28 protein-coding genes and 1 pseudogene are annotated in these 25,932 nt (G+C 44.6%); 16 read left to right on the forward strand and 13 right to left on the reverse strand.

Going from position 1 to position 25,932, the window contains the following annotated elements; genetic code table 11:
- Positions 1-17 precede the first annotated feature (17 nt).
- Both GWK48_RS00745 and tsaA read left to right on the forward strand, forming a co-directional pair.
- On the forward strand, positions 18-593 hold the full coding sequence (locus GWK48_RS00745; RefSeq protein WP_174632382.1) for an XdhC family protein: 576 nt from the start codon (positions 18-20) through the stop codon (positions 591-593).
- A complete protein-coding gene (gene tsaA / locus GWK48_RS00750; protein ID WP_174628701.1) occupies positions 590-988 on the forward strand; it encodes a tRNA (N6-threonylcarbamoyladenosine(37)-N6)-methyltransferase TrmO in 399 nt (132 codons plus the stop codon). The genes GWK48_RS00745 and tsaA overlap by 4 nt, the downstream gene beginning before the upstream one ends.
- On the opposite strand, the gene GWK48_RS00755 is transcribed toward tsaA, so the two are convergent.
- Entirely contained in the window at positions 982-2,007 is a 1,026-nt protein-coding gene (locus GWK48_RS00755; RefSeq protein WP_174628703.1) for a metallopeptidase TldD-related protein, read from the reverse strand. The genes tsaA and GWK48_RS00755 overlap by 7 nt on opposite strands.
- A gap of 171 nt (positions 2,008-2,178) precedes the next feature.
- Between GWK48_RS00755 and GWK48_RS00760 the strand changes: the two genes are divergently transcribed.
- A complete protein-coding gene (locus GWK48_RS00760; protein ID WP_174628705.1) occupies positions 2,179-3,345 on the forward strand; it encodes a VWA domain-containing protein in 1,167 nt (388 codons plus the stop codon).
- 182 nt (positions 3,346-3,527) lie between these two features.
- Complete coding sequence (locus GWK48_RS00765; RefSeq protein WP_174628707.1) at positions 3,528-3,941, forward strand: SRPBCC family protein; 414 nt, start codon at positions 3,528-3,530, stop codon at positions 3,939-3,941.
- Between the two features lie 78 nt (positions 3,942-4,019).
- Here the strand turns inward: GWK48_RS00765 and GWK48_RS11390 are convergent, their stop codons facing one another.
- Positions 4,020-4,166 carry a hypothetical protein gene (locus GWK48_RS11390; RefSeq protein ID WP_246263853.1) on the reverse strand — a complete coding sequence of 49 codons (147 nt, stop codon included), beginning with the start codon at positions 4,164-4,166 and terminating at the stop codon, positions 4,020-4,022.
- A gap of 287 nt (positions 4,167-4,453) precedes the next feature.
- Positions 4,454-4,585 (reverse strand): hypothetical protein, encoded by a 132-nt coding sequence (locus GWK48_RS11635; RefSeq protein WP_281359989.1) that lies wholly within the window; start codon positions 4,583-4,585, stop codon positions 4,454-4,456.
- Between the two features lie 673 nt (positions 4,586-5,258).
- On the opposite strand from GWK48_RS11635, the gene GWK48_RS00775 reads away from it, so the two are divergent.
- Entirely contained in the window at positions 5,259-6,464 is a 1,206-nt protein-coding gene (locus GWK48_RS00775; protein WP_174628709.1) for an MFS transporter, read from the forward strand.
- 5 nt (positions 6,465-6,469) lie between these two features.
- Entirely contained in the window at positions 6,470-6,850 is a 381-nt protein-coding gene (locus GWK48_RS00780; RefSeq protein ID WP_174628711.1) for a PadR family transcriptional regulator, read from the forward strand.
- Here GWK48_RS00780 and GWK48_RS00785 read toward each other — a convergent pair.
- Both GWK48_RS00785 and GWK48_RS00790 read right to left on the reverse strand, forming a co-directional pair.
- Positions 6,812-7,921: an MFS transporter gene (locus GWK48_RS00785; protein ID WP_174628713.1), complete on the reverse strand. Its 1,110-nt coding sequence runs from the start codon at positions 7,919-7,921 to the stop codon at positions 6,812-6,814. The genes GWK48_RS00780 and GWK48_RS00785 overlap by 39 nt on opposite strands.
- A 56-nt stretch (positions 7,922-7,977) precedes the next feature.
- Positions 7,978-9,801 carry a phosphoenolpyruvate carboxykinase (GTP) gene (locus tag GWK48_RS00790; RefSeq protein WP_174628715.1) on the reverse strand — a complete coding sequence of 608 codons (1,824 nt, stop codon included), beginning with the start codon at positions 9,799-9,801 and terminating at the stop codon, positions 7,978-7,980.
- Positions 9,802-10,079: 278 nt separating this feature from the next.
- Between GWK48_RS00790 and GWK48_RS11640 the strand changes: the two genes are divergently transcribed.
- A complete protein-coding gene (locus tag GWK48_RS11640) occupies positions 10,080-10,547 on the forward strand; it encodes an MFS transporter (RefSeq protein ID WP_281359990.1) in 468 nt (155 codons plus the stop codon).
- Positions 10,548-10,570: 23 nt separating this feature from the next.
- Positions 10,571-11,488: an MFS transporter gene (locus tag GWK48_RS00795; RefSeq protein ID WP_281359991.1), complete on the forward strand. Its 918-nt coding sequence runs from the start codon at positions 10,571-10,573 to the stop codon at positions 11,486-11,488.
- A 249-nt stretch (positions 11,489-11,737) separates the two neighbouring features.
- On the opposite strand, the gene GWK48_RS00800 is transcribed toward GWK48_RS00795, so the two are convergent.
- Together GWK48_RS00800 and GWK48_RS00805 are read right to left on the reverse strand one after the other, a co-directional pair.
- Complete coding sequence (locus tag GWK48_RS00800; RefSeq protein WP_174628717.1) at positions 11,738-12,484, reverse strand: exodeoxyribonuclease III; 747 nt, start codon at positions 12,482-12,484, stop codon at positions 11,738-11,740.
- A 261-nt stretch (positions 12,485-12,745) separates the two neighbouring features.
- Positions 12,746-14,719 carry a DEAD/DEAH box helicase gene (locus GWK48_RS00805; RefSeq protein WP_174628719.1) on the reverse strand — a complete coding sequence of 658 codons (1,974 nt, stop codon included), beginning with the start codon at positions 14,717-14,719 and terminating at the stop codon, positions 12,746-12,748.
- Between the two features lie 440 nt (positions 14,720-15,159).
- Between GWK48_RS00805 and GWK48_RS00810 the strand changes: the two genes are divergently transcribed.
- From GWK48_RS00810 to GWK48_RS00820, 3 genes are read left to right on the forward strand one after another with little or no spacing between them, the layout of a single operon-like run.
- Entirely contained in the window at positions 15,160-16,359 is a 1,200-nt protein-coding gene (locus GWK48_RS00810) for an ABC transporter permease subunit (RefSeq protein WP_174628721.1), read from the forward strand.
- Entirely contained in the window at positions 16,356-17,105 is a 750-nt protein-coding gene (locus GWK48_RS00815) for a peptide ABC transporter permease (RefSeq protein ID WP_174628723.1), read from the forward strand. Before GWK48_RS00810 ends, GWK48_RS00815 begins: the two co-directional genes overlap by 4 nt.
- 1 nt (position 17,106) lies before the next feature.
- Positions 17,107-17,949, forward strand: a complete 843-nt coding sequence (locus GWK48_RS00820) for an ATP-binding cassette domain-containing protein (RefSeq protein ID WP_174628725.1) — start codon at positions 17,107-17,109, stop codon at positions 17,947-17,949.
- Positions 17,950-18,139: 190 nt separating this feature from the next.
- Here GWK48_RS00820 and GWK48_RS00825 read toward each other — a convergent pair whose 3' ends face one another.
- Both GWK48_RS00825 and GWK48_RS11395 read right to left on the reverse strand, forming a co-directional pair.
- A complete protein-coding gene (locus GWK48_RS00825; protein WP_174628727.1) occupies positions 18,140-18,937 on the reverse strand; it encodes an ABC transporter ATP-binding protein in 798 nt (265 codons plus the stop codon).
- A gap of 289 nt (positions 18,938-19,226) precedes the next feature.
- Entirely contained in the window at positions 19,227-19,412 is a 186-nt protein-coding gene (locus tag GWK48_RS11395; RefSeq protein WP_246263967.1) for a hypothetical protein, read from the reverse strand.
- Position 19,413: 1 nt separating this feature from the next.
- Here GWK48_RS11395 and GWK48_RS11400 point away from each other — a divergent pair.
- Both GWK48_RS11400 and tpiA read left to right on the forward strand, forming a co-directional pair.
- Positions 19,414-19,555, forward strand: a pseudogene (locus GWK48_RS11400) (RNA-guided endonuclease TnpB family protein); the annotation flags it as partial.
- A 194-nt stretch (positions 19,556-19,749) separates the two neighbouring features.
- Positions 19,750-20,436 carry a triose-phosphate isomerase gene (gene tpiA / locus GWK48_RS00835; protein WP_174628729.1) on the forward strand — a complete coding sequence of 229 codons (687 nt, stop codon included), beginning with the start codon at positions 19,750-19,752 and terminating at the stop codon, positions 20,434-20,436.
- Positions 20,437-20,438: 2 nt separating this feature from the next.
- Here the strand turns inward: tpiA and GWK48_RS00840 are convergent, their stop codons facing one another.
- Genes GWK48_RS00840 through purE form a run of 3 tightly spaced genes read right to left on the reverse strand, consistent with a single transcriptional unit; the run spans position 20,439 to position 22,301 of the window.
- The gene (locus tag GWK48_RS00840; protein WP_174628731.1) at positions 20,439-20,777 is read right to left on the reverse strand and encodes a winged helix-turn-helix domain-containing protein; all 339 of its coding nucleotides are present in this window, start codon (positions 20,775-20,777) and stop codon (positions 20,439-20,441) included.
- On the reverse strand, positions 20,774-21,853 hold the full coding sequence (locus tag GWK48_RS00845) for a 5-(carboxyamino)imidazole ribonucleotide synthase (RefSeq protein ID WP_174628732.1): 1,080 nt from the start codon (positions 21,851-21,853) through the stop codon (positions 20,774-20,776). Before GWK48_RS00845 ends, GWK48_RS00840 begins: the two co-directional genes overlap by 4 nt.
- Positions 21,831-22,301 (reverse strand): 5-(carboxyamino)imidazole ribonucleotide mutase, encoded by a 471-nt coding sequence (gene purE, locus GWK48_RS00850; protein WP_174632383.1) that lies wholly within the window; start codon positions 22,299-22,301, stop codon positions 21,831-21,833. The genes GWK48_RS00845 and purE overlap by 23 nt, the downstream gene beginning before the upstream one ends.
- A gap of 267 nt (positions 22,302-22,568) precedes the next feature.
- Here purE and GWK48_RS00855 point away from each other — a divergent pair, with 267 nt between their 5' ends.
- From GWK48_RS00855 to GWK48_RS00865, 3 genes are all read left to right on the forward strand, one after another.
- Positions 22,569-23,840, forward strand: coding sequence for an APC family permease (locus GWK48_RS00855; protein ID WP_174628734.1), 1,272 nt, complete (start codon positions 22,569-22,571; stop codon positions 23,838-23,840).
- Complete coding sequence (locus GWK48_RS00860) at positions 23,837-24,349, forward strand: DUF429 domain-containing protein (RefSeq protein ID WP_174628736.1); 513 nt, start codon at positions 23,837-23,839, stop codon at positions 24,347-24,349. Before GWK48_RS00855 ends, GWK48_RS00860 begins: the two co-directional genes overlap by 4 nt.
- A 245-nt stretch (positions 24,350-24,594) precedes the next feature.
- On the forward strand, positions 24,595-25,137 hold the full coding sequence (locus GWK48_RS00865) for a class I SAM-dependent methyltransferase (protein ID WP_174628738.1): 543 nt from the start codon (positions 24,595-24,597) through the stop codon (positions 25,135-25,137).
- 252 nt (positions 25,138-25,389) lie between these two features.
- Here GWK48_RS00865 and GWK48_RS00870 read toward each other — a convergent pair whose 3' ends face one another.
- Positions 25,390-25,767, reverse strand: coding sequence for a CBS domain-containing protein (locus tag GWK48_RS00870; protein ID WP_174628740.1), 378 nt, complete (start codon positions 25,765-25,767; stop codon positions 25,390-25,392).
- Positions 25,768-25,932 lie beyond the last annotated feature (165 nt).

Below are 25,932 nucleotides of genomic sequence, written 5' to 3' on the forward strand. Positions count from 1 at the left end.
TAACATTAGTGGTACACATGGATGTTCTCATATTCTCTTCGAGCAGAGAGGCCGAGATGGAGGAACCAGTTTTCTGTGACAGGGACACAGTGAAGGTGGATGAAAGTAAGTGCAAAGGCAGGAGTCTAGGGATAGCTCCCATAGTCGCTAGGATGCTTAAGATGCTGGGTTACAAGGTTACTGTCGTTGATCCCTTTGCAGAGGAGGGAGAGTATGAGGCAGATCAGGTCATTAGGGGGAACACATTTCAAATACCTGATGAGCTTGTCAAGGGCAAATACGTGGTGGTAGCGACTAAGCACGTTTACGACACTTGGGCTCTTATGAAGGCGATTCTAGGCGAGGCGAAGGAAGTGTCTGCTGTAATGAGCGTTAAGAGGGCGAAGGTAATACTCAAGAGGTTAATCGAAGCAGGGATTTCCAAGGATAAGCTTCTCCCCCTAAGGATACCTGCAGGATTGGACCTCAACGGCCAGGACGAGAACGAAATAGCCCTCAGTATAGTGGCAGAAATTGTAGCTGTAAATAGGGGAGGGACAGGAATTCCATTGAGGGACAAGAAGGGATTGTCTAAAGTCGTTGAGGAACTTTGATTTCCTATAGACCCATTGGTTACATTGAGGTGGAAGGCGAACCGTCTAGAGGAAAGGAATCGTTAATAGTTATACACGAGGAGTTTGTTGAAGGATTGGTGGGGTTAGATCAGTTCTCCCACTGTATCGTTATCTATCACTTAGATAGGACCAACTCCTTCGAACTAATTAAAAGAAGAAATGGGCACGAGGTTGGAGTTTTTGCCACTAGAAGTCCAAACAGACCTAACCCCATTGGAATTTCGGTTGCGGAGATACTAGAGGTAACTGAGAACAAGGTAAAGGTGAGGGGAGTAAACGCTTACAACGGAACCCCAGTGCTTGACCTTAAACCCTACGACAGATGGGATAGCGTACAAAACCCTAAGGTTCCTAGCTGGCATCAAGTTCAGTAGAGAAACCTTGCCCTCAGCCTAACAAACGGAGCTAGAGCTCCATGGTCGTCATCAAGATAGACGAAGCGGGAATCTGCGGTAACCGCGTCCAACGTAGACAGTTCAGCCAAGGGAACTGCTAACTCTCTCAAACTTATCTCCCCACCCCCCAATTGGATTACTCTCCTAGGTCTTATCCTTAGGCTTTTCTTGACAAGTTCTGAGCCATGAGAGCCCATGACTAAGAACGCGTTCTTTGACTCCTGAATAAGCTCGTTTAACTTCCAATCTCCGGGCTTAAGAACCATATTAAAGAAGTCAGGTTTAGGAACAAATCCCCTTGCGTTACCTGGAGAGCCCACCTTAGTAGTCCTTGTACCTAAGTAATTAATAACCTGCCCGTTTCCTATCAGTTCTTTCCTATTGGTTGCAACGCCCTCATCATCAAAGTACGCAAAGGCATGGGAGTAAGGAATTGTCGGTTCGTCGTAGAGTGTGATGTCCGGTAGCCCCCTCTCGTCGCTGGAGATCTGGGGAGAGTCTCCCCTCAGCATTGACACCAAACCTACAAGGAGATTGGAGACAGCGTCTGGGTCTAGAATCACGGTGGCCTTCTCCACAAAGACAGGGGAAGGTCTGAAATCTTTCTCCTCTCTCAGGAACTCCAACACACTTGGAATATCATTTGGATCTCCAGTGTAGGCGAACTTCCTACCCTTGAAGGAGATGAAATTAACGACTTTTTCCTCTACACATTCATAGTCCTCCCATTGAACTTTTCTCGTTACTTTTCTTATTTCAATCCTATTCCCTTCGTTTATCCTTTCGAGGACTTTTCTTGCCTTTTCCCAGGACGAAACTGAATTGTGGATGAAAGACTTGCAGAGAGGTTCAGGTTTTGGATCCCTGGTTACTGAGGGGGTCCAACCAGATTCGCTGATGTACCTGGTCACCGTCGTTTCCGATTTAGACTCGTAAGTTATCCAAGTACCCCCGTTACTTTCCTTTATTATCTGCTCTTGAGATACTGTGAGCCTCATAATTATCTTGTAGCAGTTAAGGATAATTAAGAGGTTTTCCTTAACTTTCACCTTTCGAATACTCTAGACCATAACAAAACACGTTTGACAAGGGTTGGATTACTTTAATAAAATTTCTAAGAATCCCTAAATAGGATAAGACTTAAACACTAAGAAATCCCATATTCTAGTATGGGACTTTCAGTTATGTTTAACGTGAGTCACAGCAGGAGTTTCTCACAGGAAGTCAAGGCAATGTTTAGAATAGTCCTTGTACCGGAGTCCAAGTTCGAAGCTAAGAGGTTTCACTACATAATCCTTCTGGACAGAAGTTACTCCATGGAAGGAGCGAAACTGGAGATGGCTAAGAGGGGGGCTGAACTCCTCATGGATAATTTGCCCGAGGATAGTTACCTTTCACTCATTTCGTTCAACGAAAAGGTAAGCGTGATTAAGGAACACGTCAGCTCGCTTTCCATGGAGGAATTGGACGAGGCGCATGAAGCCCTGAGCACAATTAAGCCAGGTAGCGGAACAAGTTTATATAAGGCACTTCAGGAGGCTTTCAAGATCTCAAAGAGATACCGAGATCCAACTTACCTAATCCTGCTGACCGACGGAGTGCCCACCGACATGGGATGCGTTTCTAGAGTGAGCAATAAATTCCGCTTGGAAGAGTGCCTCGAAGTATACGAGAAACTAGAAGTCCCTGAGGTAGTAGAGACCATATCCTTCGGTATAGGAGACGACTACAGTCCAGAGATACTCAGTAAGATATCAGAAAGGGGGAACGGTTTCTTCTACCATATAAGCGACCCCTCAGAGATACCAGAAAAGATGCCCAAGATGGTCAAATCCAAGGTTGCTGCCAAGAACGTTGTGGTTGACCTTGTATCTGAGTCTCCCGTTAAGCTTCTCAACTACGAACAGTTACCTGTGAAGATAAATGCCGTCGAGGGAGTCGTGAAGATATTTGGAGAGGCTACAATCCCACCAAACTTTTCAGGGAAATTCATGGCTCTAAAGGTTAAGTATCAGGATGAAGGAGGGGAACAGAGAAAGGAGATTGATTTTAACCTAAAGGTAGCCAAAGATCAAAGTGAATTCCTGCAAGGTGTTGATAGGGACGTAATTATGGAATACCAATACATGCAGACCCTTAAGGGTTACTCGGAAGCACTTGAGAGCCAGAACCTAGTGGAAGCTACAAAGAGATTGGATAAGCTAAGGGAAATAGCAGAACAAACTAGGAGGCAGGACCTTATGGAGAGCACTAATGAAATGACTAAAAAGATGAACACAGGAGACGTCAAGGGAATTACCAGCGAGATTACAAGAAAGATGAGATCTCAAGAGTAGTGACTATCTTCATGGAGTCTATCGGTCAATTTTCGGGTAAAGTTACTCGCTTAATTATCCATGTGGACGTCAGATCCTCTTATTATTGAGGTATTCATACCAGAATAATTCAGTTAAATCCGTGCTTTAGGACAATAATGTTATATGAAAAATGTTATTACTCAAACAAGCAAGTTATAGCGATGATTGAGTTCCTGGTTGTAAGGAGCTTCAAACCCCTAAGAAGAGAAACGGTTTGGGAAGTGATACGAGAAGTCAACTCCATGCCCCAGTATTGGAAGGGAATAAGGGAACTCAACGTAAGGCAAGTCTCTGATAGAACCTATGAGGGGGCAGTTAGATTTGCCTTTCCCTCGTCCTCCGACGTGAGGATAGATTTAGGCGAATTTTCCCTAACCATGAACTTCCTAAAAGGGATACTGAAGGGAATGAATAGGATCGAGGTCTCATCTACAGAGGTAACGTCCCACTGGAAAGTAGAGATGCCTCTCTACATGAAGCCGTTTGAAAAGAGGAACGAGGAACACTTCAGATCCGGTACGGAACACGCACTTGATAGGATATTAGAAGAAGCAAAGAGGAGAAGTCAAGGCTAATATGCGACTGGGTCGTTGAAAACCCGCTTGCTACTGACTTCCTCCTAGCCATGTGTTGATCCCCTCACCTGTCCGGAGTTACATCCCTAGTGTGGGGGCAGTCGAGAGGGCCAGAGAAACCCTCCCATAGAGGTTCATGACTGCGATGACGTCAAGGTCGTTCTCATAACAGTATGGAGAACGGAAGTACCTGTAGGCGACCTCCTTCACTTTGTGACCCCACATATGGCAGCGAGTAGAGGAGTAGTGTGGGTCAACGTAGACTACTTTAAGCCAGTGTTTTTCCCTATCATTTAATACAGTACTGCGGTCTACGGTACTGCGTCGAGTACAGCCTGTCCCTAAACTCTCCCGGAAGCTTCTTCACATTTTTGATGAGGTCGTTGAGGTCTTCAAGGGAGATGGTTGAGACTTTTAATGAGTTAGCTGTGTCTACTAACTACTTACCTTTTTTATCGAGTCCCCTAAGACGTCCCTAGCTCTCTTGTGGTGAGACCTTGTCCTGCGTAGGATTATGTCCCCTTCCACCTCTTATCGTACTTCTGTAGGGACTCAGCTAGTGACTTGTTGTGGTGGGCGTTATCTAGCCCGGTCGTTACCCTGACGTACTTTTCGTCGTCTTTACCTAGTTCGAGTTCACCCATGATGTCGGCTGCAACTCCGTTCTCAACTTCTAGTCCTTTCCACTCCTTGAGGAAGGAGACCTTGAAGTAGGCTTTTCAATCCCTCAGCATTAACCTACTCCCTCATTTGACAGTCCTTGTACTCTGGTAAGTCCATTAAATAACCTTCTATTGCGGTTCGCCAACTCCTGCTACCTTTACGATATTTTTGCCGAAGTCGGTTGAAGAGATAGGGTTGGGTTAACCATACAGAGACGTTAAGTACACTCAAATACCTACCGCATGCGCTGTTTAACCAGGATTTGTATACTGCGATGACGTCGCTATAGCAGTCTTGGGCAGCTTTAGAGGGTAGGTTGGACTTCTCTAAATGTCTCGTAAGTCCCCTTGTGCGTCTGTTAACAGGTTCTTTGGTCTATTTTCCCTTAACCAGTTGCGGACGAAACGTAGACCTTTTTCGTAACTAGATACGAGCGCGAGTAGAGGGGCGGTACGGGAAACCCTCATTGAAACCGTAGGTCTGATTTCGATCCCACTCTCTTTAGCCCCTCTGCCCATAGACAGAAGTAGGGGAAAGGGTTTATGTCATTTGCCATCCCCGTAGGGCGAGGCTTTCCCTACTTTGTAACAACTGGACAACCCCTAACAAGTATATAGATAAGTTTTTTATGGATATCTTTGTTACCTACCAACTATGAAATCCAAGATACTTTTCACCACATCCATATCGCACTTCATAAATGACGGCAACTCGTGGTTTTTACCAGTAACTTTCACTTTCCTGATAGAATTTCTCGGTATATCTAAGTTAACCATAGGTATCCTAGGAAGCGTATTTTTCGCTGTATCGGCCTTGGCTGCACCGTTTATCACAAAAATAGCAGACAGATCCAAGAGGTACTCTGTAATCATGGGGTTAGGTATCCTACTCTGGGGCTTGAGTTTGATCCTCTTCGGCATTTCTATAAGTGCTAAATCGCTCTTAGCCATAGTGATCTCAGTAGCTCTCGCAGGCTTTTCCTCAGCTTTCTATCACCCTTTGGGAGCAGCGATGCTCTCCATTACCTACAGAGGGAGTGCGGGTTCTGCTCTAGGCATTAACGGCTCCATGGGAAGTTTAGGGAGGGCCATTTACCCTACCCTGACCTTGATCCTCTTTACCTTATTCCATAAGGATATGTTATACAGTTCCCTGATCTTAGGCGTGATCTCCATTCTAGCCTCCATGACAGCGTTTCTAGCTACTGAAAAATTACAGGAGTACCCTGACCCAAAGGAACCAAGATCGGAGGAAAAGGAGGTGAATAAGGGCCAAGGTATGCTGAGGAGCACAATGGGGATAGTTATACTCCTCACAATAATAGCGCTTCTTAGAAGCGTTTTCACACAGGGAATATCCCAGTTCTTACCTACACTGTTAGTGGAGAACTTTAACTACTCATACGGGGTGAACTTGGGAGAAGCGACCTCGCTGGCCTTAGCTGCTGCAGTAGTAGGTCAACCAATCCTTGGATTACTCTCCGACAGGGTCGGGAGGAGGTTAATCTTTAGTATATCTACCTTAGGGGCAGTAATTGCGTTAATGGCCTTTCTGAAGTTCGCCGATATAGTGTACCTAGTAATCTTTGGACTCTTCACTTATAGCGCGTTCCCGCTGATGCTTTCTCTAGTAGGAGATTTCGTTCCTAGAGGGTCCACGGGATTCGCCAACTCACTAGTTTGGGGGCTCGGAGTTACTGGAGGAGGCGTAATAGGTCCCATAATTGTGGGAATTCTCTCCCAGATAAATGGTCTAGTTTTCGCGTCCTACAGTATAGCGATCGTAGGACTGCTATCGGCGATCCTAGTAGTCCTAATCCCTAAGCCAGCGAAGAGGAGCAAGGTACCCCTATTTGGGTGAAAGCCATGAGAAAAACAGAAATGATACTTAGAGGTATTTTAACCCTCTACGTCCTAAGCGAGATCATGGAGAGCCCAATGACAGGATATGAACTGGAAAAGACAATTTCGAGAAAGTTCAACGTAAAGCTACCAAAGGGGTCAATATACGTTATCCTTAGAAATGCAGAGAGGAAAAACCTGCTCAGGTATAAAGAGGACAAGAATAGAAAAGGCCAGATCTTAAAAAAATACGTGATAACGGAAGAGGGAAGGAAATTCTTCTTAGAGCATGAGGAGCCTTTATCCATAGCCAAAGAGGTAATGAGTGACCTCCTTAAGAAAATGGAGATTAAAAGAACTGAAGCCTCAGCCCCTCCTAACGGTCTCCGGCAGGAGAAGGACTGATCCAAGGACCAACAATGTAGAAGTTAAGAGGCCTACCCCCAAGTCCTCCTTCAGCCCGAAGGGCATGAGGAGTATGATACTTACCCCAAACCCACCTCCTATAAGGCGTCCTAGGAAAAATACTATGTTCGTACCTGTGGCTCTCACCTCTGGTGGGAAAACTTCACTCATCCAAACCCCGAAGTAGGCGAAAAATGAGGACCCGACCATAAGGAGAGTCACGAGAACTCCTATTAGCGATGTAGGTACTTGGAGGAGCATCATAACGGAGGAGACTAGGGAGATAACTATGAAAATGAATGTAGTCCTCTTCCTACCCCATCGGTCGGATAGTCTCCCTGCTAAACTGAAACCAATAAGACCCAACAGTAACGCCAATGACAGAAGCGAAAATGCAGGTAACCTAAAAAATGAGAAGAGAGTAAAGCTCAGAGAGACTAAAGGGACTACAAAAAGGAAGGAACCAACTGCGAAAACGGAGCCTAGGACTAGAACTTTGGTTAGGTTTTTAGATCTCAAAGAGCTGAATGATCCTCTTGACCTTACCTTTGACTCTGGTATTGAGAACCACAGCAAGTACGATACCAGAGACAGTAAACCTAAGGTGAGAAAATAGGTCTCTATGGACCTGAAAATATCAGCCCAGAGAAGTCCGAGTAGTCCCCCGATGAAGTATAGACCCTGCATAATACTTCCAACAAATCCCCTGTAGCTAGGAGGAGAGATCTCTGCAGCGTAAACGTAGCTTAAGCCGTTCTCCCCGTTTACTCCAAACCCAATTAGGAACCAAAGGAAATAAAACAAGAACAAGTTTCTGGTGAATACATTTAGAAAAAGTGGGACAGTAAATAAAAAAATAGAAATTAAAAGGGAGAGCTTCCTACTCCACTTGTCTGCGAGTATAGACAGCAAGAGACCTCCAATGGCACCACCTATCCAGCTAGCTGGAATAGTAAGATATATCCCATCTCCGTAGATCTGGGCAAGTGCAGGTAAAACGAAGCTAATTGAGTACACTGCTAATGCTGAAATCAAAAAAATTAGTAGTAAGGAGACTGTAGCCCTAATCATAAACTTTCATAGTAGCTCCATGACTTATATTAATTGTTAGTCCTCATTTACTCTTGTCACTCTATTACTTTAAGTCTGAATGGTGAGACCACGTCCCCCATGCTCTTCCTATATTCCTCTATACGTTGTATTTGTCTCTCTATGATGTGTAATATATCTTTGGGCGTATCAATCTTAGAGTATATATCCAGGATACGCTCATACTTCTCCTTGTAGCCTCGGAGTCTCAAGGAAAACTGAGCCTCGTAATCCTTTTCAGAGTACTCCTTCCCGAGAGCTTCCCCAAAGAGCCTCCTTAAGTCTTCGTACAGAGGAATCTTCCCTATTGGCGTCTCTAGGGCTTTGGACCTACCTTCTAGCCTTTCTACAACCCATCTTAGCCACACCCTCTTGTCCTCCTTACTATTGACGTATTTGTCGCCATCTTTTAGGAAATAGTTAACCCCAAAAATTTTAGGTGGATTTCTTAACCTTTTACCAAAATTAATGTAATTCTGCACGTATTTCCCCAAGGGAACGGAAATGAAGTCCAGCAAAGCCATGGGATTGAACTCCATCTCGTCCTGTTTTCCAATCACAGCGCTAGTCCTAGCTGACTCCATGGAGGCTCCCATTGTGACAACGCCATGCTCCCAATCGAAGGCTTCAGCAATGGGTACTAGAGTCTTGTAATCCCTAACGCCAAAGATTACAGCATCTATCTTTACTCCGTTAGGGTTATCATAGTTAGGATCCAGGTTGTCAAAGGATTTTAGGGAGACAGTAAACCTAGCGTTAGGATGACTTGGAGGGACTGGTTTTCCTTGGTCATCCTTCTTACCCTTCCACCATTCCCCCGAGAAATTGATCCCCTTTTCTGGTTCAGGTAAACCGCTCCCGTCCCAGTAAGCCGAACGCTCTGGAGTCATTAGGACGTTTGAGAAAATCACCTCGCCAGGGGTATGTAGAACCTTCCAGACTATCGGATCGTCCTTACTGTTAATACCTTGGATAATCCCAAAAACGCCGGCCTCTGGGTTCCACGCCCTCACATCTCCGTCTATACCCATAATGAAGGCTAGATCATCACTGATGAGTCTACCCATCATGGAAGTGCTAGTCTTCCCCGATCCTGACGGAAACGCCGCAGTAACGTAATGAACACCGTTTGAACCTTCCAGACCCACTATCGCCATGTGCTCAGATAGCCAACCTTCCCTAACTGCCCTATTCAGCGTCAATCTCAATGCTAGCTTCTTTAAACCGACGCTATTCCCTGCGTAAGTTGTGTTGACGCTGTAAACAACACCGTCAAGATCTATGACGATCCTCCTCTTTTTCACGTCCTGAGAGCCTTTAGAGTGAATGAACTTCAAGAAATCCTTATCGCCCTCGAATTCCCTGTAGGCGTTCCTGTATAGAATATTCTCGCTGTGTATAACGTAAGGTGAATCCGTAATCTGAACTGCAAGAATTTGAGCGGGTGAACCTACAGGTCCTAGGGAGTATAAACCTACGTACATCACTCTGCCTTTCATGGCGCCTTTAAGAATGGATTTGACTTCCTCTAGCCCCTCCTTTCGGGGCTTTGTATTAACGAAGGGTATCCTGTCCCCAAGAATGAAAGTATCCTCTCTAGCTCTCGCTTGGTCTAGAGCGTGATCAAAATGTATAGTATGCCCCTTCACGTTAAGCTCTGTCTCTTCCTTTGTCAGAAGGGCCCTATTCCTAATTTCTGATATATCCTCCTCAGTTCCCTCCACTATATAAACGCTTTCAGGCTCGCAAAGATCCACAGCTTCCTCAAGAAAATGTAATAATTTGACGTTTCTTAACTTGAGCAACCTAGTCTCCATGATTGGAGATAGCTTGCCCTTCAAGAAAGAGGGTAAAACTTCCATATTAATTGTACTCAACCGTTACTTATATTCTTTAAATAATACGAAAGGATGAAAGCTATCTAGACATGTTAATAGGTAACATTCAAAAAATTATTTGTTTCATAAAGTTCTACCTCAGTTAAAACGAGGAAAGCTCTCTTTATTTTTGCTTTTCTCTTTTCTCATACAATATACTTTCCCTTTTTTATTTATATACTCCTAGATTGGTTTATATTCATAAACGTGTTAAAATGAAGAAAGGTATTTAAGACATTAGAAAAAATTTTAATAGATATTCTATGTCAGAAGAGTTAAATAAGAAAATAGCCGAATTGGCTTCAAGGGTTGATAGACTTCCTACCATAGTCTTACCCGTTTCCGTAATATTATCTTTAGCATTCGGCTACTTTATAGCGCTCTATGACGTAATAGATATCGGTCTCGCGTTCTCACCTGCATCTATAAGCTACACTGGCCTCACATCAAGTGAAGCTACAACCGTAGTTTCCATGGGGCTCTTTGGCTACATCCCAGGTGCTATAATCCTTGGATATTTAGCTGACAGGATTGGGAGAAAACCCACGTTAATACTAACCGCGTTGTTAACTGGTATAGGAAGTCTGGGCAACGCTTTGTCCGTTAATTTCGCAACCTTCATCATCTTCAGGTTCATAACAGGAATGGGAATTGGTGGAGATTTGATCCTAGTCCCAGTATATCTTGTGGAAATGGTTCCTGCCATAAAGAGGCCTCCTACTTTAACCTAGTTTACATAGCAGGTTGGGCTGGATTGGGTCTGGGTCCGTTCTTAGCTTCGGAGATAGTGCTCATTAACCCGGCTATAGGCTGGAGAGTAGTCTTCGGTATAGGTGCTACCTTAGCCTTCATAGTGCTTGTTATAAGATCCCATGCCTCAGAGACCGTAAGGATGCTTGGCCTCAAGGGACATGTAGATCAGGCCGAAAAGGTTGTGAAGGAGATGGAGGAGAAGGCTATGAAAAGGACGGGACTTAAGGAGTTGCCACCACCTCAGCCTCTTTCATTCCAAGTTAAGAAGGTAGATCCGTTCTACGTGTTCAAAAACCCAGTGTACAGGATAAGAGTGCTTGCAGTCATGCTAGCGATATTCTTCTTTTACTTCGGCGAGTATCCCTATTTGACGGAGTATCCGCTGTGGACTTCCACTTTCTTAGGTTACAAAGGTTCACTAGGCGACGAGATCACTTTTCTGTTTGGACTAGCAGGAGTAGCTACGTTTCTGGGAGCTATCGGTCTAAGGTTCGTTGTGGAGAGAGTAAGGAGACCCATCCTAGTTACTCTCAGTTACTTTGTAGGCATGCTACTTGGGGTGCTAGTGGCAGTTTATGGTGCCATAATAAAGGATGTAAACCTAGCTTTCGTAGGCATGTTACTAACGAACTTCATAGGAGTTGGCTGGAGTAACCAGCTGAACTACTTAAACGGGACTGAGAACGTGCCAACTTACGCAAGGGCTACGTCGTTTGCCTTCTCTGATGGCTTCGCTCATCTAGGGGCAGCCATATCTACTGCGATAATGTTCTCCATTATACCATTATTGGGGAGCTTAGGGACTTGGGTTCTGTTCCAAATACCGATGGTCATCATGGGGATCATACTCATTAAAGTATTGCCAAACACCATAGGCAAAAGCCTTGAAAGCGTTAACGAATCCCAGGCGGGAATATAGAAAGTGTTTTAGTTATATTATACAGTTTTTCTCCTCTTGGTTAAGACATCTCCGGTAAATCCTGAATAAAAGCAGAGCCAGCTTTGGTCTTACTCCACCCTCAAGGTTTGCCTTTCTTTTATCAAGACTCAAGAACTCATTTTTAGTGTTCCTCCTTGGTAATCACATGTCGTTAGTCTAATCTGAACTAATGTCTTGCGCAAGTTAGAATCTTACATCTCAGAGAAAATTGCTCAAAAATGGTTGGAGCTAAACTTCAATATCTAGAGTGACTGGGGCATGATCAGAACCTGTCAAGTCGGTCAGTATATCAGCTTTCCTCACCCTTGACTTTAACTCCTCAGAGACCAAGCAATAATCTATTCTCCACCCTACGTTCCTTTCCCTAGCATGAAAGCGGTAAGACCACCACGTGTAGTGACCTCCTTCTTTCACGAAGAGTCGGTAAGTATCTACAAAACCTGACAAGAGAAATTGGTGAAACCATTCCCGCTCCTGGGAAGTGAACCCAGCGTGATTTTCGTTTTCCTTAGGTCTAGCTATGTCAATTTCTTCGTGTGCCACGTTGAAATCTCCGCAAATTACCGCAGGTTTAGGTAACGACGTGACAAACTTTTGGAACTCATGATTAAATCTGATCTTATATTCTAGCCGCTTAAGCTCCTCTCCTGAGTTTGGAAAGTAAACGTTTATAACGTAAAGGGATGAAAACTCCAAGGAGATCACCCTACCCTCAGAATCGAATTCCTCATTTCCTATGCCATACTTCACGGATATTGGTTCGGTGTTGGACAAGGTTAAGGTTCCACTGTAACCCTTTCGCCTAGACGCGTTTAGGAAAACTTTGTAGGGGATAGCTAGAAAATCAATTGGAATTTGGTTCGTTTTAACCTCCTGGAACATCAAAACATCATATGACGTTTTCCTGACAAGGTCCATCAATCCTTTAGACAGGGCAGACCTTAAGCCATTTACATTCCAGGAAAGAATCCTCAACTTACGTAGTAGATTGTTTCGAGAAACCTCTTAAAGTTTTTAGACGTCCTCACCACGTTATATCCTGCCCCTTACTCGTAACAGGGCTAACCTACTCCCTACCCTGACGGGCGAAGACTTTTGTCACTTTGTAACTTCCTTTACGCGAATGTGAACTGGAAGGTTGTTTTAGAAGTAGGTCGCTGTTAACAAAAGTTCTCTGACCTCCTCCCCGCCCTAAAGGGCAAGGCCTGTCCTTCCTCTGTCAGACGATGCTATGTACTACACCGTTCTCTGGGTGCCCACGATTACGAACCTGTCGCCTCTTCTCTGCAGGAGTTTCATTCTCATCAATTTTGCCAGAGTGTCCCTACCATACCTTGAAACTAGCTCACCTAATTCAAACTCCTTACCTTCATACTGCTGTAAAGCCATCCTCGCATCGAAAATCGACGGATCGTCGGAGTAGACTTTCCTGCATATCACCTCTATCTCGACGTCATGTTTCCTCATTTGTTCCCTTATCCCTTTAAGTCCCACAAGGACGCATAAATCTGTTAAGTCACTCACGTTGAATCTTAGAAGATCCACGATGATCTCACGGGGAATGCCGGCTCTGGCTAGGTTGATTCCTTGGACAGGTACTCCGTACTTTATACTCAAGTGAATGTCTAGGGCCTTTCTGAACCTATCATCATTTAGAGCTCTCATTACCCTATACATGGCGAAGGATATCCAACGAGAATTGGAGATGAATTCGCCTATGTCCTTGTGGGAAAGCTTTACGCATAACCCTTCAATGCTCTCACCATTCATCCACTTGGAGAGAAGTTCCTTACCTTCCTTGCAACCCCTCAGGCTTGGGGCAACTTCTGGAGAAGAGACGATAGCGGTTATCAAGTCCTGCTCCTTGTTCTCTATGGGAAAACCCTTTAGCGCCTTCACATCAATGTAACTAATGGCAACAGCTCGCCCTAGGGGAGTTATACTGAGATGGTCTCTAAGCTCAAGAAGCTTCATTTCCCTGAGGCTTGTTACTGATCTCTCAACTTCGCTCTCATCAACTCCACGGAAGTTAAAGGTAGAGTTTATGGAATCCTTGAGCTTTTGAAAGTCTACTCTCTGGTTCCACGAAATGAACGCTAAAGAGAGTGTATCCAAATCTGGCCTACTCACCTCAGGGTTGGCAGTGCCTCTGAAGTACTTCCTAGAGTAGATCTCGGCGAAGACCTTATTGCTGGCAATGAGTATGGTCAAACCCTCCTTGTCGTACTTAGGCCTCCCTGCCCTTCCGGCTATCTGAAGGAACTCAGATCTCGAGATGTCCTTCCAACCCTTGAATTCCCCCTTCTCGTCTACTAGGGGAAGCTTCATCTCATAGAATACCACTGCGTAAACTGGGAGGTTAACTCCCTGTCCCAAAGCTGTCGTCGACACTACGGCGTTTAAGGAACCTTTGTATAGAAGGTCTAAGACCTTCTTCCTGTCCTCTTGAGACATCCCACTGTGGTAAAAAGAGGTTCTCAAACCCATCTTGTTCAGCTTGTCTGCAAGGATCTCCGCCGACTTCCTGCTCTTCACGAAAACCAGAGCGTTCTTTCCCATGGAGGAGATTTTCTCTAAGACGTTGTAGAGAAGCTCCAGTTTGGGGAGGTTTCTAGTAGGCTTTACCTTAAAATTTTCTTCAATTCCATTGCTACATTTTAAGGTATATGGGTACGCTATACACTCGTGAAGCGGAACGGTTCTTTCCTTGTGGGAGATCAGCTTAGCGTCCAACCACTTAACGTATTTTTCAGGATTACTTAGGGTGGCGCTTAATGAGATGAGCGGGACACCCTTTTCCTTTGCCCATAGGACTATGTTCTCAATCGCTAGGCTTCTCTCACCCTCCACGTTATGGATCTCGTCAATTATTACCCTCTTCACGTTCCCCAACCAACTGTAATCATGTCTGATTGCGCTGTCCAACTTCTCGTATGTTGCCAAGAGGACATCGCCCTTGAAGTGTCTCAAATCGTCTTCATAGACGTCCGAGTCAGCTATCACTGCCCTGGTCCTGTCCTTAACATCAAGGTAAACTTCCCTTGAAAGGGCCTTGAGGGGAGAGACGTAGATTGATATCCCACCTCCCTCCAGTAGAACCACTTTAGCTAGATGAGTTTTACCTGAACCAGTTGGTGCAGAAACCAGGTAATTGCTGTTGGGATCCCTTCTGTAAGACGAGAAGAACATCTCTGCAAGAGGAAATGACATTCAACGAATTCTCTTGAATCCCTCATATAAGATTTTCTCGATAGTTAAGTCGTATAAGATTCATGGACGGGAGCTGCTCTAAGGAGTTTGGGTTCCATAGGATTTTATATTAATATAGTCCTCAACCCTTGGACTTCACGAAATTCGAGGAGGGCTCCCCCCCACATCAACCTCATTAGCAAGAGGATCCTAACTCACTAGGTTGGGAAAGCCGCAAATCTCTGGCCCGGCAAGCTAGGCCCCTTTCGGGATATAAGCCCACGTCTGGGCAGGTCTCAGGATCCAGGTTTGATCATGTACAGCATAATAGCTTTATTATGAGACTATATAAACTCAAGAGTCTGGGAAAACTGCTAACTACAATGTGTTAAAATTTTATGTAAGGAAAAAACTAAATTTAGATAAGGTGACTTTTTAGGTAAAAAGTGAAGTCTTGCTTTATGAAATCATTGGTGCTCGTGGTCATTTCCATTCTCTTGGTAATGCTAGGGATCACTCTTTCGATTTATGCCTCACAGACTCAGAGAATGTCAGTGGTCTCCTACGGATTTGGAAGCGTAGCCTATCCGCCCAACTATCAAGATCAATACTGGGCTGTACTATCAAAAGGCAGCCCAACTGGTCAAATAGTTTTAAACGGAACTGACATCCTCAACGTTTCTAATATCTCGCCAGTTAAGCTCAACTCCTCCTACTTTTACGTCTACGTCGTCACAGGGTATGTGGAGAATCTCGCCCCATTATCCCTCTTGGGTATACTTTTAGTTTTCACTGGAACGGCTATGGGATTTAGGGGAACGGTGCTTTTAGTCCAGGAAAAGGAGATAGGGAATTTAGCTAAATCTGAAATCCATGGATCAGTTAGTAACTACATCCTGAAGAGGGTGTTGTCGTTCCTCGTTTCTATTTTGATCGTATCCACCGTTACGGCTGGGCTTGAGATAGTTTCCGGTGAGGGGATATCTAAGGTCGCTTCTGAGCTACTCACCTTTAACTTCGGGTACAGCAGGCATTTTTCCATTAGCGTAGACTCCCTTCTGTTGACCTCTCTGCCATACACAAGCATGTTGTCCGGGATTTCCTTCGCTTTGTCAGTATATCTCGGTTCGTACCTCGCTATAAGGAGCGTTACACAGAAGGGGATCTTGAGTAAGATCATTTCAAAGTGGAAGTATGTAGGGAACGCCTTAGCCTCCTGGGTCATAGCCTTGACCCTGATATATGCGTTCCACCTTAGGGTAGAGAACGGAGAGAGCATAGTGTTCCCCATCGTTTCCCTTTTCTTTCCCTTCGTAGGTACATTTGCCAACAGGCTCTTTCTGCCAACAGCTTTGCCTAACCCCATAAAAGCCAAGGGACTGTCGAGGTCTATCATTATCTACAGACACGTTTTAGGAAACGCATCGGTGGTTGCTCTATCCACTATTTCAACCGCCTTCATTGACATGCTCATCTCCGAGTTCCTGGTTGAATCCATCTTTTATTGGCCTGGGCTTGGTCTCCTTCTGAGGATAGGTGCCCTATATGGAGATTTCAAGTTAATTGAGGGAGTTCTCATTTTCTACTCTTCAATAGTGCTTCTGTCAGGACTGATAGGAGACATTTTTTACGGGTTCATTGACCCCAGGGTGAGACGATGAGGAAAACTGTTCTAGCTCTTAGCGTTTACCTAGCGTGGGCTTTGATTTTCTCCCTATACCACCTCCCTTCAGGCAAGCCCCTCCTTCCGCCGTCAATTTCTCATCCCTTAGGAACGTATGTAAATGGTTTAGACATGATAAACGTTAACGCCAGGGCAGTTGTAGATACTTTATTATTCGGCCTTTTGGTGTCGTCTGTGGAAGTGGCAATAGGGATCACGTATGGAGCGCTTGCAGGTAACCTATGTGGTACTGTCAGATCCGTAATGATGAGGGTAGCTGATGGTGTAAACTCCCTCCCTAGAGTACCTCTTCTCATGGCTATCATACTCCTCTTCGCCACACCTGAGATAACTTTCGTTAAGGCCAACTTTTTCCTGACGGCGATTGTGGTAGCTCTCACGGGCTGGCCTGTAATCTCGAGGCAGGCATCAGAAATCCTTTGCAAGCAAAATCCAATATCAGGGGTGGATGTAATTCCGCTTATGGATAAACTGAAAAGCAGCTACGGTTACGTACTACCCATAATTAAAAGGTACTCCATTATTTCTGTCATAGACGGTGTAGCCGTTTACACTGCCCTTGGAGTCATAGCTGGGGTTGGTGACCCGAACTACCCAACGCTGACTACTCTATTAAATAGTTCAAGACTGTTCGCCTACTGGTGGCTCTTCCTACCCCCAGCAGCTTTCAGAGCGCTTTTCCTAGTTCTTCTATTCTTGGTATCTGATTATGTGGTGAAATGAGTTGTTAAAGTACGATTGTTTGACGGTAGGGACTGAATTACATTGCCTCACTGCTGAGATCGATAAGACGTCAGTAGGGATCCTGGGGGAAAGGGATAGCGGGAAGGAGCTTCTCATTCCTGCTACTCTGGGTTTGATAGATGGAGTAAGCGGTTCGATATACTTAGATAACATCGACTTGGTTAAGTCTAGAGACTTGCTAGATAGGATCAGGTGGAGGAGAATTTCCGCGGTATTTTACGATCCCTTCACCATGTTCAACCCACTCTACGATGTCGCTTCACATTTCTCTGAAATCGTAGTCTCACATAACTTAGGTAATGAGGAGTTTGGAATAGAGGTTGGATTGGAATACGTTAAACTTCTCGGTTTAGATGGCACGATAATGAGTAAACTCCCCCATCAACTATCTCCTCTCCATGCCAAGAAAGTTGCCATAGCCCTCGCCACCTTTCTGGAGCCAGACTACATCCTTATAGACGACATAGAATTTGGTTTGAGTGATATTGGAAGAGCGTCCTTGATTAACTCCCTTATAGACCTGATGGGGACTGTGAGGAGCACATTCGTGTTCTTGGATAACAACCCTGCAATCCTATCGAGACTCACGGATTACGTTATTGTCCTTTTCAAGGGAAGGACCGTGGAAGAGGGATACAGAATCTTGGAAAACCCGCTGCACCCTTACCTCATTGATCTGATAAGAGGAGAAATTAAGGACACCAATGTTTTGGGTGAGGGGTGCCCTTACTCATCCCAGTGTCGTTTTTCAACTAGTAAATGCAAAACTGAAGTTCCGTGGGTTTCGTTGGATGGGCGTAAGGTGAGGTGCCTAGGGGTCTGACCAGAAGGAAAGGCAAGATAAAGACTGCAGGGGTTTGGGTTTCATCTTTCATACTGTCTAATATCAATCCTTAACCCATGGGCTTCACTGGAGTCAAGGAAACTACTTCCACTCACCTTCCACCTGTTTAGCGAGATAACATACTATTAAGATATATGTGCCACATGGTTTACGAGAACTCGTTAGATCTTCATTGGTGCCAATATTTCCAGCACTTTACCTTTGACGCACCTAAATCCCACATTGGTGGCTTTTCTAGCCTGCACTTTCTTTGCAGGACCTTATCGACCTTGAGGAACTGACAGTAGTCGTGAAAGACACATCCGCTTGGGCTTCCTCTGCCAACTTCCACTACGTTTAACTTCTCACCTTTTCTTCCTATTTTAGTTGATGAGTTGTTAAGAGCCATTGTGTAGGGATGCAACAGACCTCCGCCCTCTTCTACAATTTCTCCGTCATACATAACATAAATTTGATCACACGGGAACAGTAAATCGGTAGTGCTTATCATTAACAATGCGTCCATCCTTTTGCTCCTCAAGATTTTGAAAAGATATTTTAGCGCCCTAAATTTTCCCTGTTCTTCAATTAACTGAAAGAAGTCCTCTATTACCGCGAACTTTACATTTTCCTTAAGCAACGGGGACATGTAAACCTTTGACAAATTAACGTCACTAATATTGTTCAGATTGTCGTCTGGGATATCAAGAAGAAACATGACCTCCTCAGCCCTCTTACTAGACCTAAACCATCCTGCAAGAAGGTCCTTGGAGTTCATGTTTCCCCTTCTCATCTCCCTGGGAACTACGTAAGTCGCCTTGGCTCCCTCAGATTTGCTTAAGTAAGCCCCAGTGTAGGGATCTAGATATTGGATTTCTCCAATACCTTTCCTTAGTTTTAAGGATAGGTTACTCTTGTCCTCTCCCCATTCCCCCAAAATACAGGTGACGTTTTTTACTTCAATTGATGGGTCTTTAAGGGAAATCATAGTGTAGCTCTTAACTGAACTTCAGTTGTGAGAAATATAAAAACGAGCCGAACTAGCTACAGAGGTTCGCACTACTGTTGCTAACATGTATATACCTAGGTCGATAGATGCTACCTTGTTACCTATGGGCGAGTCTATTTGTGTTTTGCCCCCCACCGTGAATTATGAGGGAGTCCTTGATGGGCTTACCAGACCTCTTTGTTATAACTCTACCCACGTCCATGGGTGTGTGGGCTTAGAACTTGTTATCTATGCGTATCTCTAGCCTACCTTGAGTACCAGACCGCCTTTACCTTCCTGAGGAGGGTGTCTCCATCTTCCAGTCCTTCAGAATTAGCACGTGTTTCTCTTCGTCAACCTCGTAGCGGTCTTGCCTAACTACGAGGATTAGCTTCCTCTTCCCGTCCTCTGTCCAGTGACCCGGTGGCGGTACGTAGTTGACGAAGGGCGGTAGACTATCTTCATTCTTCAGCAATGAAGTATCCCACAGATATTTTCGTCGTGTTGATTGTGGTTATGAGAATGACCGCGATGTCATCGCAATAATCAACCTTTATGGGAGGATCCTTGAGCCTCTCGGCTGCCCCTCAAATGAGAGATGTAAACCCGAATCGATGAGGGACTCTCACCTTTTAGGGCTTGGAGGAAGTCAGCACAAGTAAGCAGACTCTACATTCTCGACCTAGACCTCATTACCGTCGTTTCCTTGTGGGGTGGAACCATCTTGGACTACCTCAAGAGGGACTTGCGCGAGGCACTAAATCACCCTTATATAGTTTGAGCTTAACTTCAATACGATCGTGTGATTTTCCATGAAGAAACCAATAATTCTAGTCAACTATAAGACCTATGAGACATCTTATGGGAAAAGGGGATTGGAACTAGCCAAGACGTTAGAGAGAGTATCCATCGATACGTCCACAGAGATAATTATAGCAGTACCAGCTACCATGATCACTAGAATAAGCCAGGAGGTCTCCATTCCAGTATACGCTCAACACGTAGACGGTCTTCCAGAAGGTGCACACACTGGGGCAGTTCTCCCCGAGCACATAAAGGATGCAGGTGCCAGAGGTAGCCTCCTAAATCACAGCGAGAGAAGAGTGAGGTTAGACGAAATGGACGACGCGCTCAAGAGAATGAAAAAGTTAGGACTGGAGTCGGTGGTTTGTGTAGATAGATACGAACTTGTAGTCCCTATGGGACTTCTCTACCCCACAGCAATCCTGATAGAGCCTCCAGAACTCATTGGGAGCGGAGTCTCAGTGTCAAAGGCTAAACCAGAAGTTATTACCAACGCTGTTAAGGAAATTAGAAAAGTAGAGGGAGTTTACCTGATAGCCGGGGCAGGAATAAGTTCAGGGGAGGACGTTTTCATTTCCATTAAGTTGGGTTCAGATGGCATAGGTGTAGCCAGTGCTGTCATGAAGGCTAAGGACCCTAAGAAAGTTGTGGAGAGCTTCGTGTTGGAGGCTTTGAAAGCTATAGATCAGAAGTAAACTCACTGTTTCATTTCCTCTTCCAGGAGCTGAGAGTACTTCTCTAAAACTCTCTTTACTTCCTCCTGAGCTTGCTCATAAAGCCTTACTATTCTTAAAACCTTGGGGTCAATCTCCGTACCCCCCGCGTTCTTACCTCCCTTCCTCATGGCTATTCCTCCTATCTCTCCGTTTATTCGCCTTATGTACTGCCAGGCGAACTTGTAGGATACGTTCATTTCCTCTGACGCCTTGGCAATGGAACCGGAGTCAAGAATGGCTTTCACTAGGGTTACTCCCCCCTTCCCCATAACTGGCTTTCCATCCTTATCCTCAATCCATATCTTGAAATTAAACTTCATAGATCCAAACCATTAGGATATAATATCTTCATGACTTTTTCAATTTTTGCCTTGACATCCAGTAGGTTCTCACCTATTACGTTTATATGTCCCATTTTCCTCCTCTTAGTCGCACTATTCTTTCCGTACCAATATAGGGTTCCGTACTGCAGAACGCTTAACGGAGGTTCTTGAATTCCCAGTACGTTAACAGTTCCTGAGAACGACATAACCTCAGTCGAACCCAGCTCTAGCCCTGAAAGAGCCCTCACATGTTGTTCAAACTGTGAGACCTCCGCTCCGTCTAGGGTGTAGTGTCCAGTGTTGTGGACCCTCGGGGCGAACTCATTTATCATCACCTTACCTTCCTTCACAAAAAATTCTATACCAATAACACCAGTGTAGTTCAACCTACTAGTCAATTCCTTTGCTATGTCCCTCATTTGCTGGTTCTCATAGGGACCATAGTTGTACACTAGAATGCCCTTCTCGTTGTAGTTAAAAGTACCTGGGTAGGACTTGAACTCACCCCCTCTCCTCACCGCGATAATGGAAGCCTCATAATCAAAGTCCACAAATTCCTCCACGACGAAGTAACCCCCTTCCTTCTCTAAAAACCTGAAGTCCTCTACGTTACCCTTAACGAAGTACTGTCCCTTACCGTCATACCCTCCTTCGGATTTTTTGATTACCCCAACTCCGCCAAATTCATCGCGAAGAACCCTAAGGGCCTCATCTCCATTCTCCACAGTAATAAACCTAGGGACTGGGAAACCCTCCTTCCTAAGGTACTCTTTCTCCAGATGTCTAGCCCTCTTCAGGTTAACTGAGTTTAAGCCTGGTAAAAGCTTTCCTAAATCATGGGCAAGTGTAAGGGGGCCTTCATCTACGTGCTCAAACTCAAACGTGACCACGTCGCACTCTTCGATAATTTTCTTGTAATCTTCCTTGAAACATCTAGCTACTCTGCATGCGGGCTCCTCTCGGTCAGCGTAAACGTAAAAGTTTATTGGGAACTTAGAGCCCTCCAGAACCATCATCCAGCCCAGTTGCCCCCCACCCAGTATGCAGAAGTTAAAGTGTGGTCGATAGGACATCCCTCCTCATCCCCTCCATGAACTGTTGAATCTTGTTCACAAGTTCAGGGTGCTTTAAGGATAATATTCTGACTGCTAGGAGAGCAGCATTCTTAGCCCCACCAATGGCCACAGTAGCTACTGGAACCCCATAGGGCATCTGAACTATGGAAAGAAGAGAATCTAGACCGTTGAGGTTTCTTGTGGGGATTGGAACTCCGATAACAGGTAAGTGAGTGAGAGATGCTACCATGCCCGGAAGGTGTGCAGCGCCTCCCGCTCCTGCAATTATGACCTCTATCCCCTTGCTGTGCGCCTCCTTCGCGTATTCCATCATGAACTCCGGAGTTCTGTGGGCTGACACAACCCTCGCTTCATAAGATACGTTGAAGTTGCTCAACACTTCTGCTGCCTCCTTCATAACCTCCCAGTCGTTCTTACTTCCCATTATGACTCCGACCAATGGCATGTTTACCAATTGATATTCTAAATTCCTCTCTTTAATTGATTCTGTCTTCACGTTTCTTCGGTACAAATCTCACATTCAGCCGGAAACCTTCAAAATATTGGCTAGTCTAAGCTCAAATACCAATCCCCAGAGGCCAACGTTTTCTCTACCATTTATAACTCATTGATACGGACTCTAAATTCTAAAAGTCTAACATTTATTATAACATTTGTAGTAAAAAGATACACTTTGCTCAATTTATTACCTAGAACATGTTAGAGATAGGTAATGAGCGACAGAACGAAGATTTCGCCCACTGAGGTCTTCTTCCTTTCCTTCGGAGGTCAGTCACCTTTTATCTCACTTATTGCATTCGGGACAGAGATGATCCTATATGTTGGGACTGACTCGGGCTTCGCCATGATGGTTACGACCTTGCTGGTTATGGCCAACGCGTCGGTGATTTACTCGCTGTCTAAAAGGTTTACGAAGGGGGGTGGATATTACACTTACGCTCTACATGCACTGACTAGTGATTTAGGAATTACGACTGGATGGATGTACATCCTTTACTCACTGAGCTACGGAGGTACTCTGATGCTGGGAGGAGTTTACGTGTTAGAACAGCTTACCGGAATTGATCCCCTTTTACTATCCCTCCTAGTCACAATCATAGCCTCGGCTATAGTAATAGGTGGAGTTAAGCTGTCTGCAAGGTATGCAGTTGCAGTTGGTATACTAGAAATTATTGCCATCCTAGGTTTATCTTTCTATTTCCTTTTTCTTTCAGGATTTAAATTCTATAACCCTATCCCCTCAAAATTACCGGAAAATCTTCCGGAGGCGATCTTGTTCGGTATAGGAATTCCATCCGGTTACTCCAGCGTCGTTAGTTTCCCTGAAGAGATACAGAACGCTGCGAAAACCGTAAGCAGGACTTCCATCCTAGTACCCCTTCTAGGGGGAGGGCTAGCGTCACTCTTCTTTTACTCCTTAGCTGCAATGAATTTTCAAGGAAACATGGTATCCCTATTGCTCTCTCTCTTTGGGACGGTCGGTGGCATATTTATAGCTGCCATTGCCATGAGCGACGCAGTACTGGGAGGAATAGCGTATCTTTTGGCTGGGTCAAGAACGCTGTTCAATATGGCTAAAAATCAACATTTCACGAGCCTCTTCTCAATTGAATATAAGGGACAGCCCAAGGTAGCGGAGGTAATAGTTTCGATATTCGTTGTCTTGACTTCATTTTTCCTAGTACGTTATTTTGGGATTTTTACTTCCCTAGGTCTAATAGCAGGAATTGCAGGCCTGAGTAACCTCTACATACACATGGCTGCCTCTGTGTCCCTTGCGAGGATGGGTAGAAGGAAACCCAGGAAGCACGTCCACGAAATAGTTTTCTCCGTTTTCTCACTAGTTCTATCCTCTTGGATACTCTTCGTATCCTTTGGCCAGTTGGAAAAATACGTAGTGTACTTCTTCTTAGGATGGATCATACTAGGATTTCTCCTCGCCGAGAGCTTAGAAATGCTTAGGGAAGAGGAAAGTGGAAAATGAGCCCTAGCTATTGTGGAATAGACCTCGCTGTGAAAAGGGAAAGTGCTGTTGCGGTGATGACGGGAAACCTGATTGAAGTCCAGTTTCTACTTGCTGACGAAGAAATAATAAACGCCTGTGAGGAGGCAAAGGTGGTCGCCATTGACGCGCCCTTGACCTATAAGGAGGGATACAGGGAAGTTGACCTGTTGTTGGTAAGGAGGGGGCTAAGGGTTTTTCCTCCCTCTTTTATTAAGGCATTGACCTATAGGGGAATGGAACTATCTAAAAGCTTGAACGCCATAGAGACGCACCCTACCTCCTCCTTCAAGATCCTAGGATGGGATTGGAAGGATCTGAGTAACAACAAGGATGAGGCGGACTCGGTCATAAGCGCAGTGACCGCATACCACTATACCATGGGTAAAACACTATCCTTCAAAGCAGTTGATGGAGAAATACACCTCCTTAAGCCTCCAAGACCATCCATCTCAAGTGTAGGTAGAAGAAGATATATTATAGAAGACTAGGGAGAATGTATATTCAAAATTTTAAAAGCTAATAAGTAGAAATTTCAAATTAAAATCTAAACCGGTGCTCAAGTTAGTATCATAAAATGTCCCATCTTTCTTTTACAATAACCAAAAATCCTGCGAGGAAGGATTGAAACTTGAGGCAATCATAACGTAAACCGCTTAAGATATTAACAATCAGGGTTTACCAGTACTAATGAAGTCAGTATATTTTTTATATGATTTAGGTATTTTAGTAAACTATGAAAAGACATTCTCATTTTGATCGTCTTCTAGACGAAAGGAGAAAAAATTTCGAAAACCCAGAGAACTTTATTCCCAAGCTTCTTCGAGGAGATGAGATTGTAGTCGATATGGGATGCGGCCCTGGATACTACTGCCCGGAGCTGGAGAAATACTCTTCAAAGCTCTATTGTGTTGACTTTAACAAGGAGGCGTTAGATATTGCAAAGACCAGGATAAAGAAGCCAAACACCGAACTCCTTTACGAAGAGTCATCAAGAACCTCAATACCCCCGTCCTCAGTTGACGTGGTTGTACTAGCCAACTCCTTCCATGATATGGACAGGGAAGCTGCCTATTCTGAAATTTTAAGGATACTAAAACCCTCGGGTAAGGTCATTATCGTGGATTGGAAAAAAGAGGAGACACCCTTTGGACCCCCCATGAGCATCAGAATGAGCGAAAAGGACTACATAAACCTTTTCAAAGATTTCGAACTAAAGCAAACCTTTGATCCTGGTCCCTATCACTACGGTTTGGTCCTTATAAGAAAATCCAACTAGGAATAAGTATTCATCAAGAAGGCCGAGGAAAGAAGATAATGCCCCCCATGATTTGGAAGATGCCTTCTCCGTCCAGTCTGAGAAAAGAGTTGTGCCCTTTAGGATTGATCGAACAGTCCTAGATTTTTATTAAGGTAATATATATTAATGATAAAAACAATGAAGAGAGGAAAATATTATTACACGTTTGACCTTTTCCTCGCTGATCCTCTCCCGTCCTAAAGGGTGATGTTTGCTGTCCTTTCGTCGAAACTATATCTCCTTCAGTTCTTGGGAGATATCTGATACCGATATCATACCAACAACCTCACCGTCCTTATTCATAACTGGTAAATGTCTGATTTTCTTTTCAGCCATTATCTTCGCAGCTTGGACTATATCTGTGTCTTCGTTTACAGTTATTAGTTCCCTCATAGTTGCTACCGTCCTAAGCTCATCCATTGCGGAAGATCCGTTGGCAATCGCTCTCACCGCATCTCTTTCTGTGAAGATACCCTTAGGAGTCCCACTCTCCGTAACTACAACGGAACTAACCCCTTTCTCTAACATCAGCTTGCAGGTCTCTTGGAGGGTCGTATTAACTTCTACTTGAAATACGGGTGAACTCATCACATCTTTAACTCTCTTCATAAGAACATAAAGGATAGTTATCAAAATAAGCTTTTACCACATTGAATTTCGTGGATCTACCTAATCTGACATCTCACGACGAATGTCCCCCTTCATTTTTACTCTCCGTCTATTGACTGCCTCAGTCGTTAATGGGCAGACGGTTAATATTTACGTTTTATTTAA

It is taken from the genome of Metallosphaera tengchongensis (assembly GCF_013343295.1).
GTDB lineage: Archaea > Thermoproteota > Thermoprotei_A > Sulfolobales > Sulfolobaceae > Metallosphaera > Metallosphaera tengchongensis.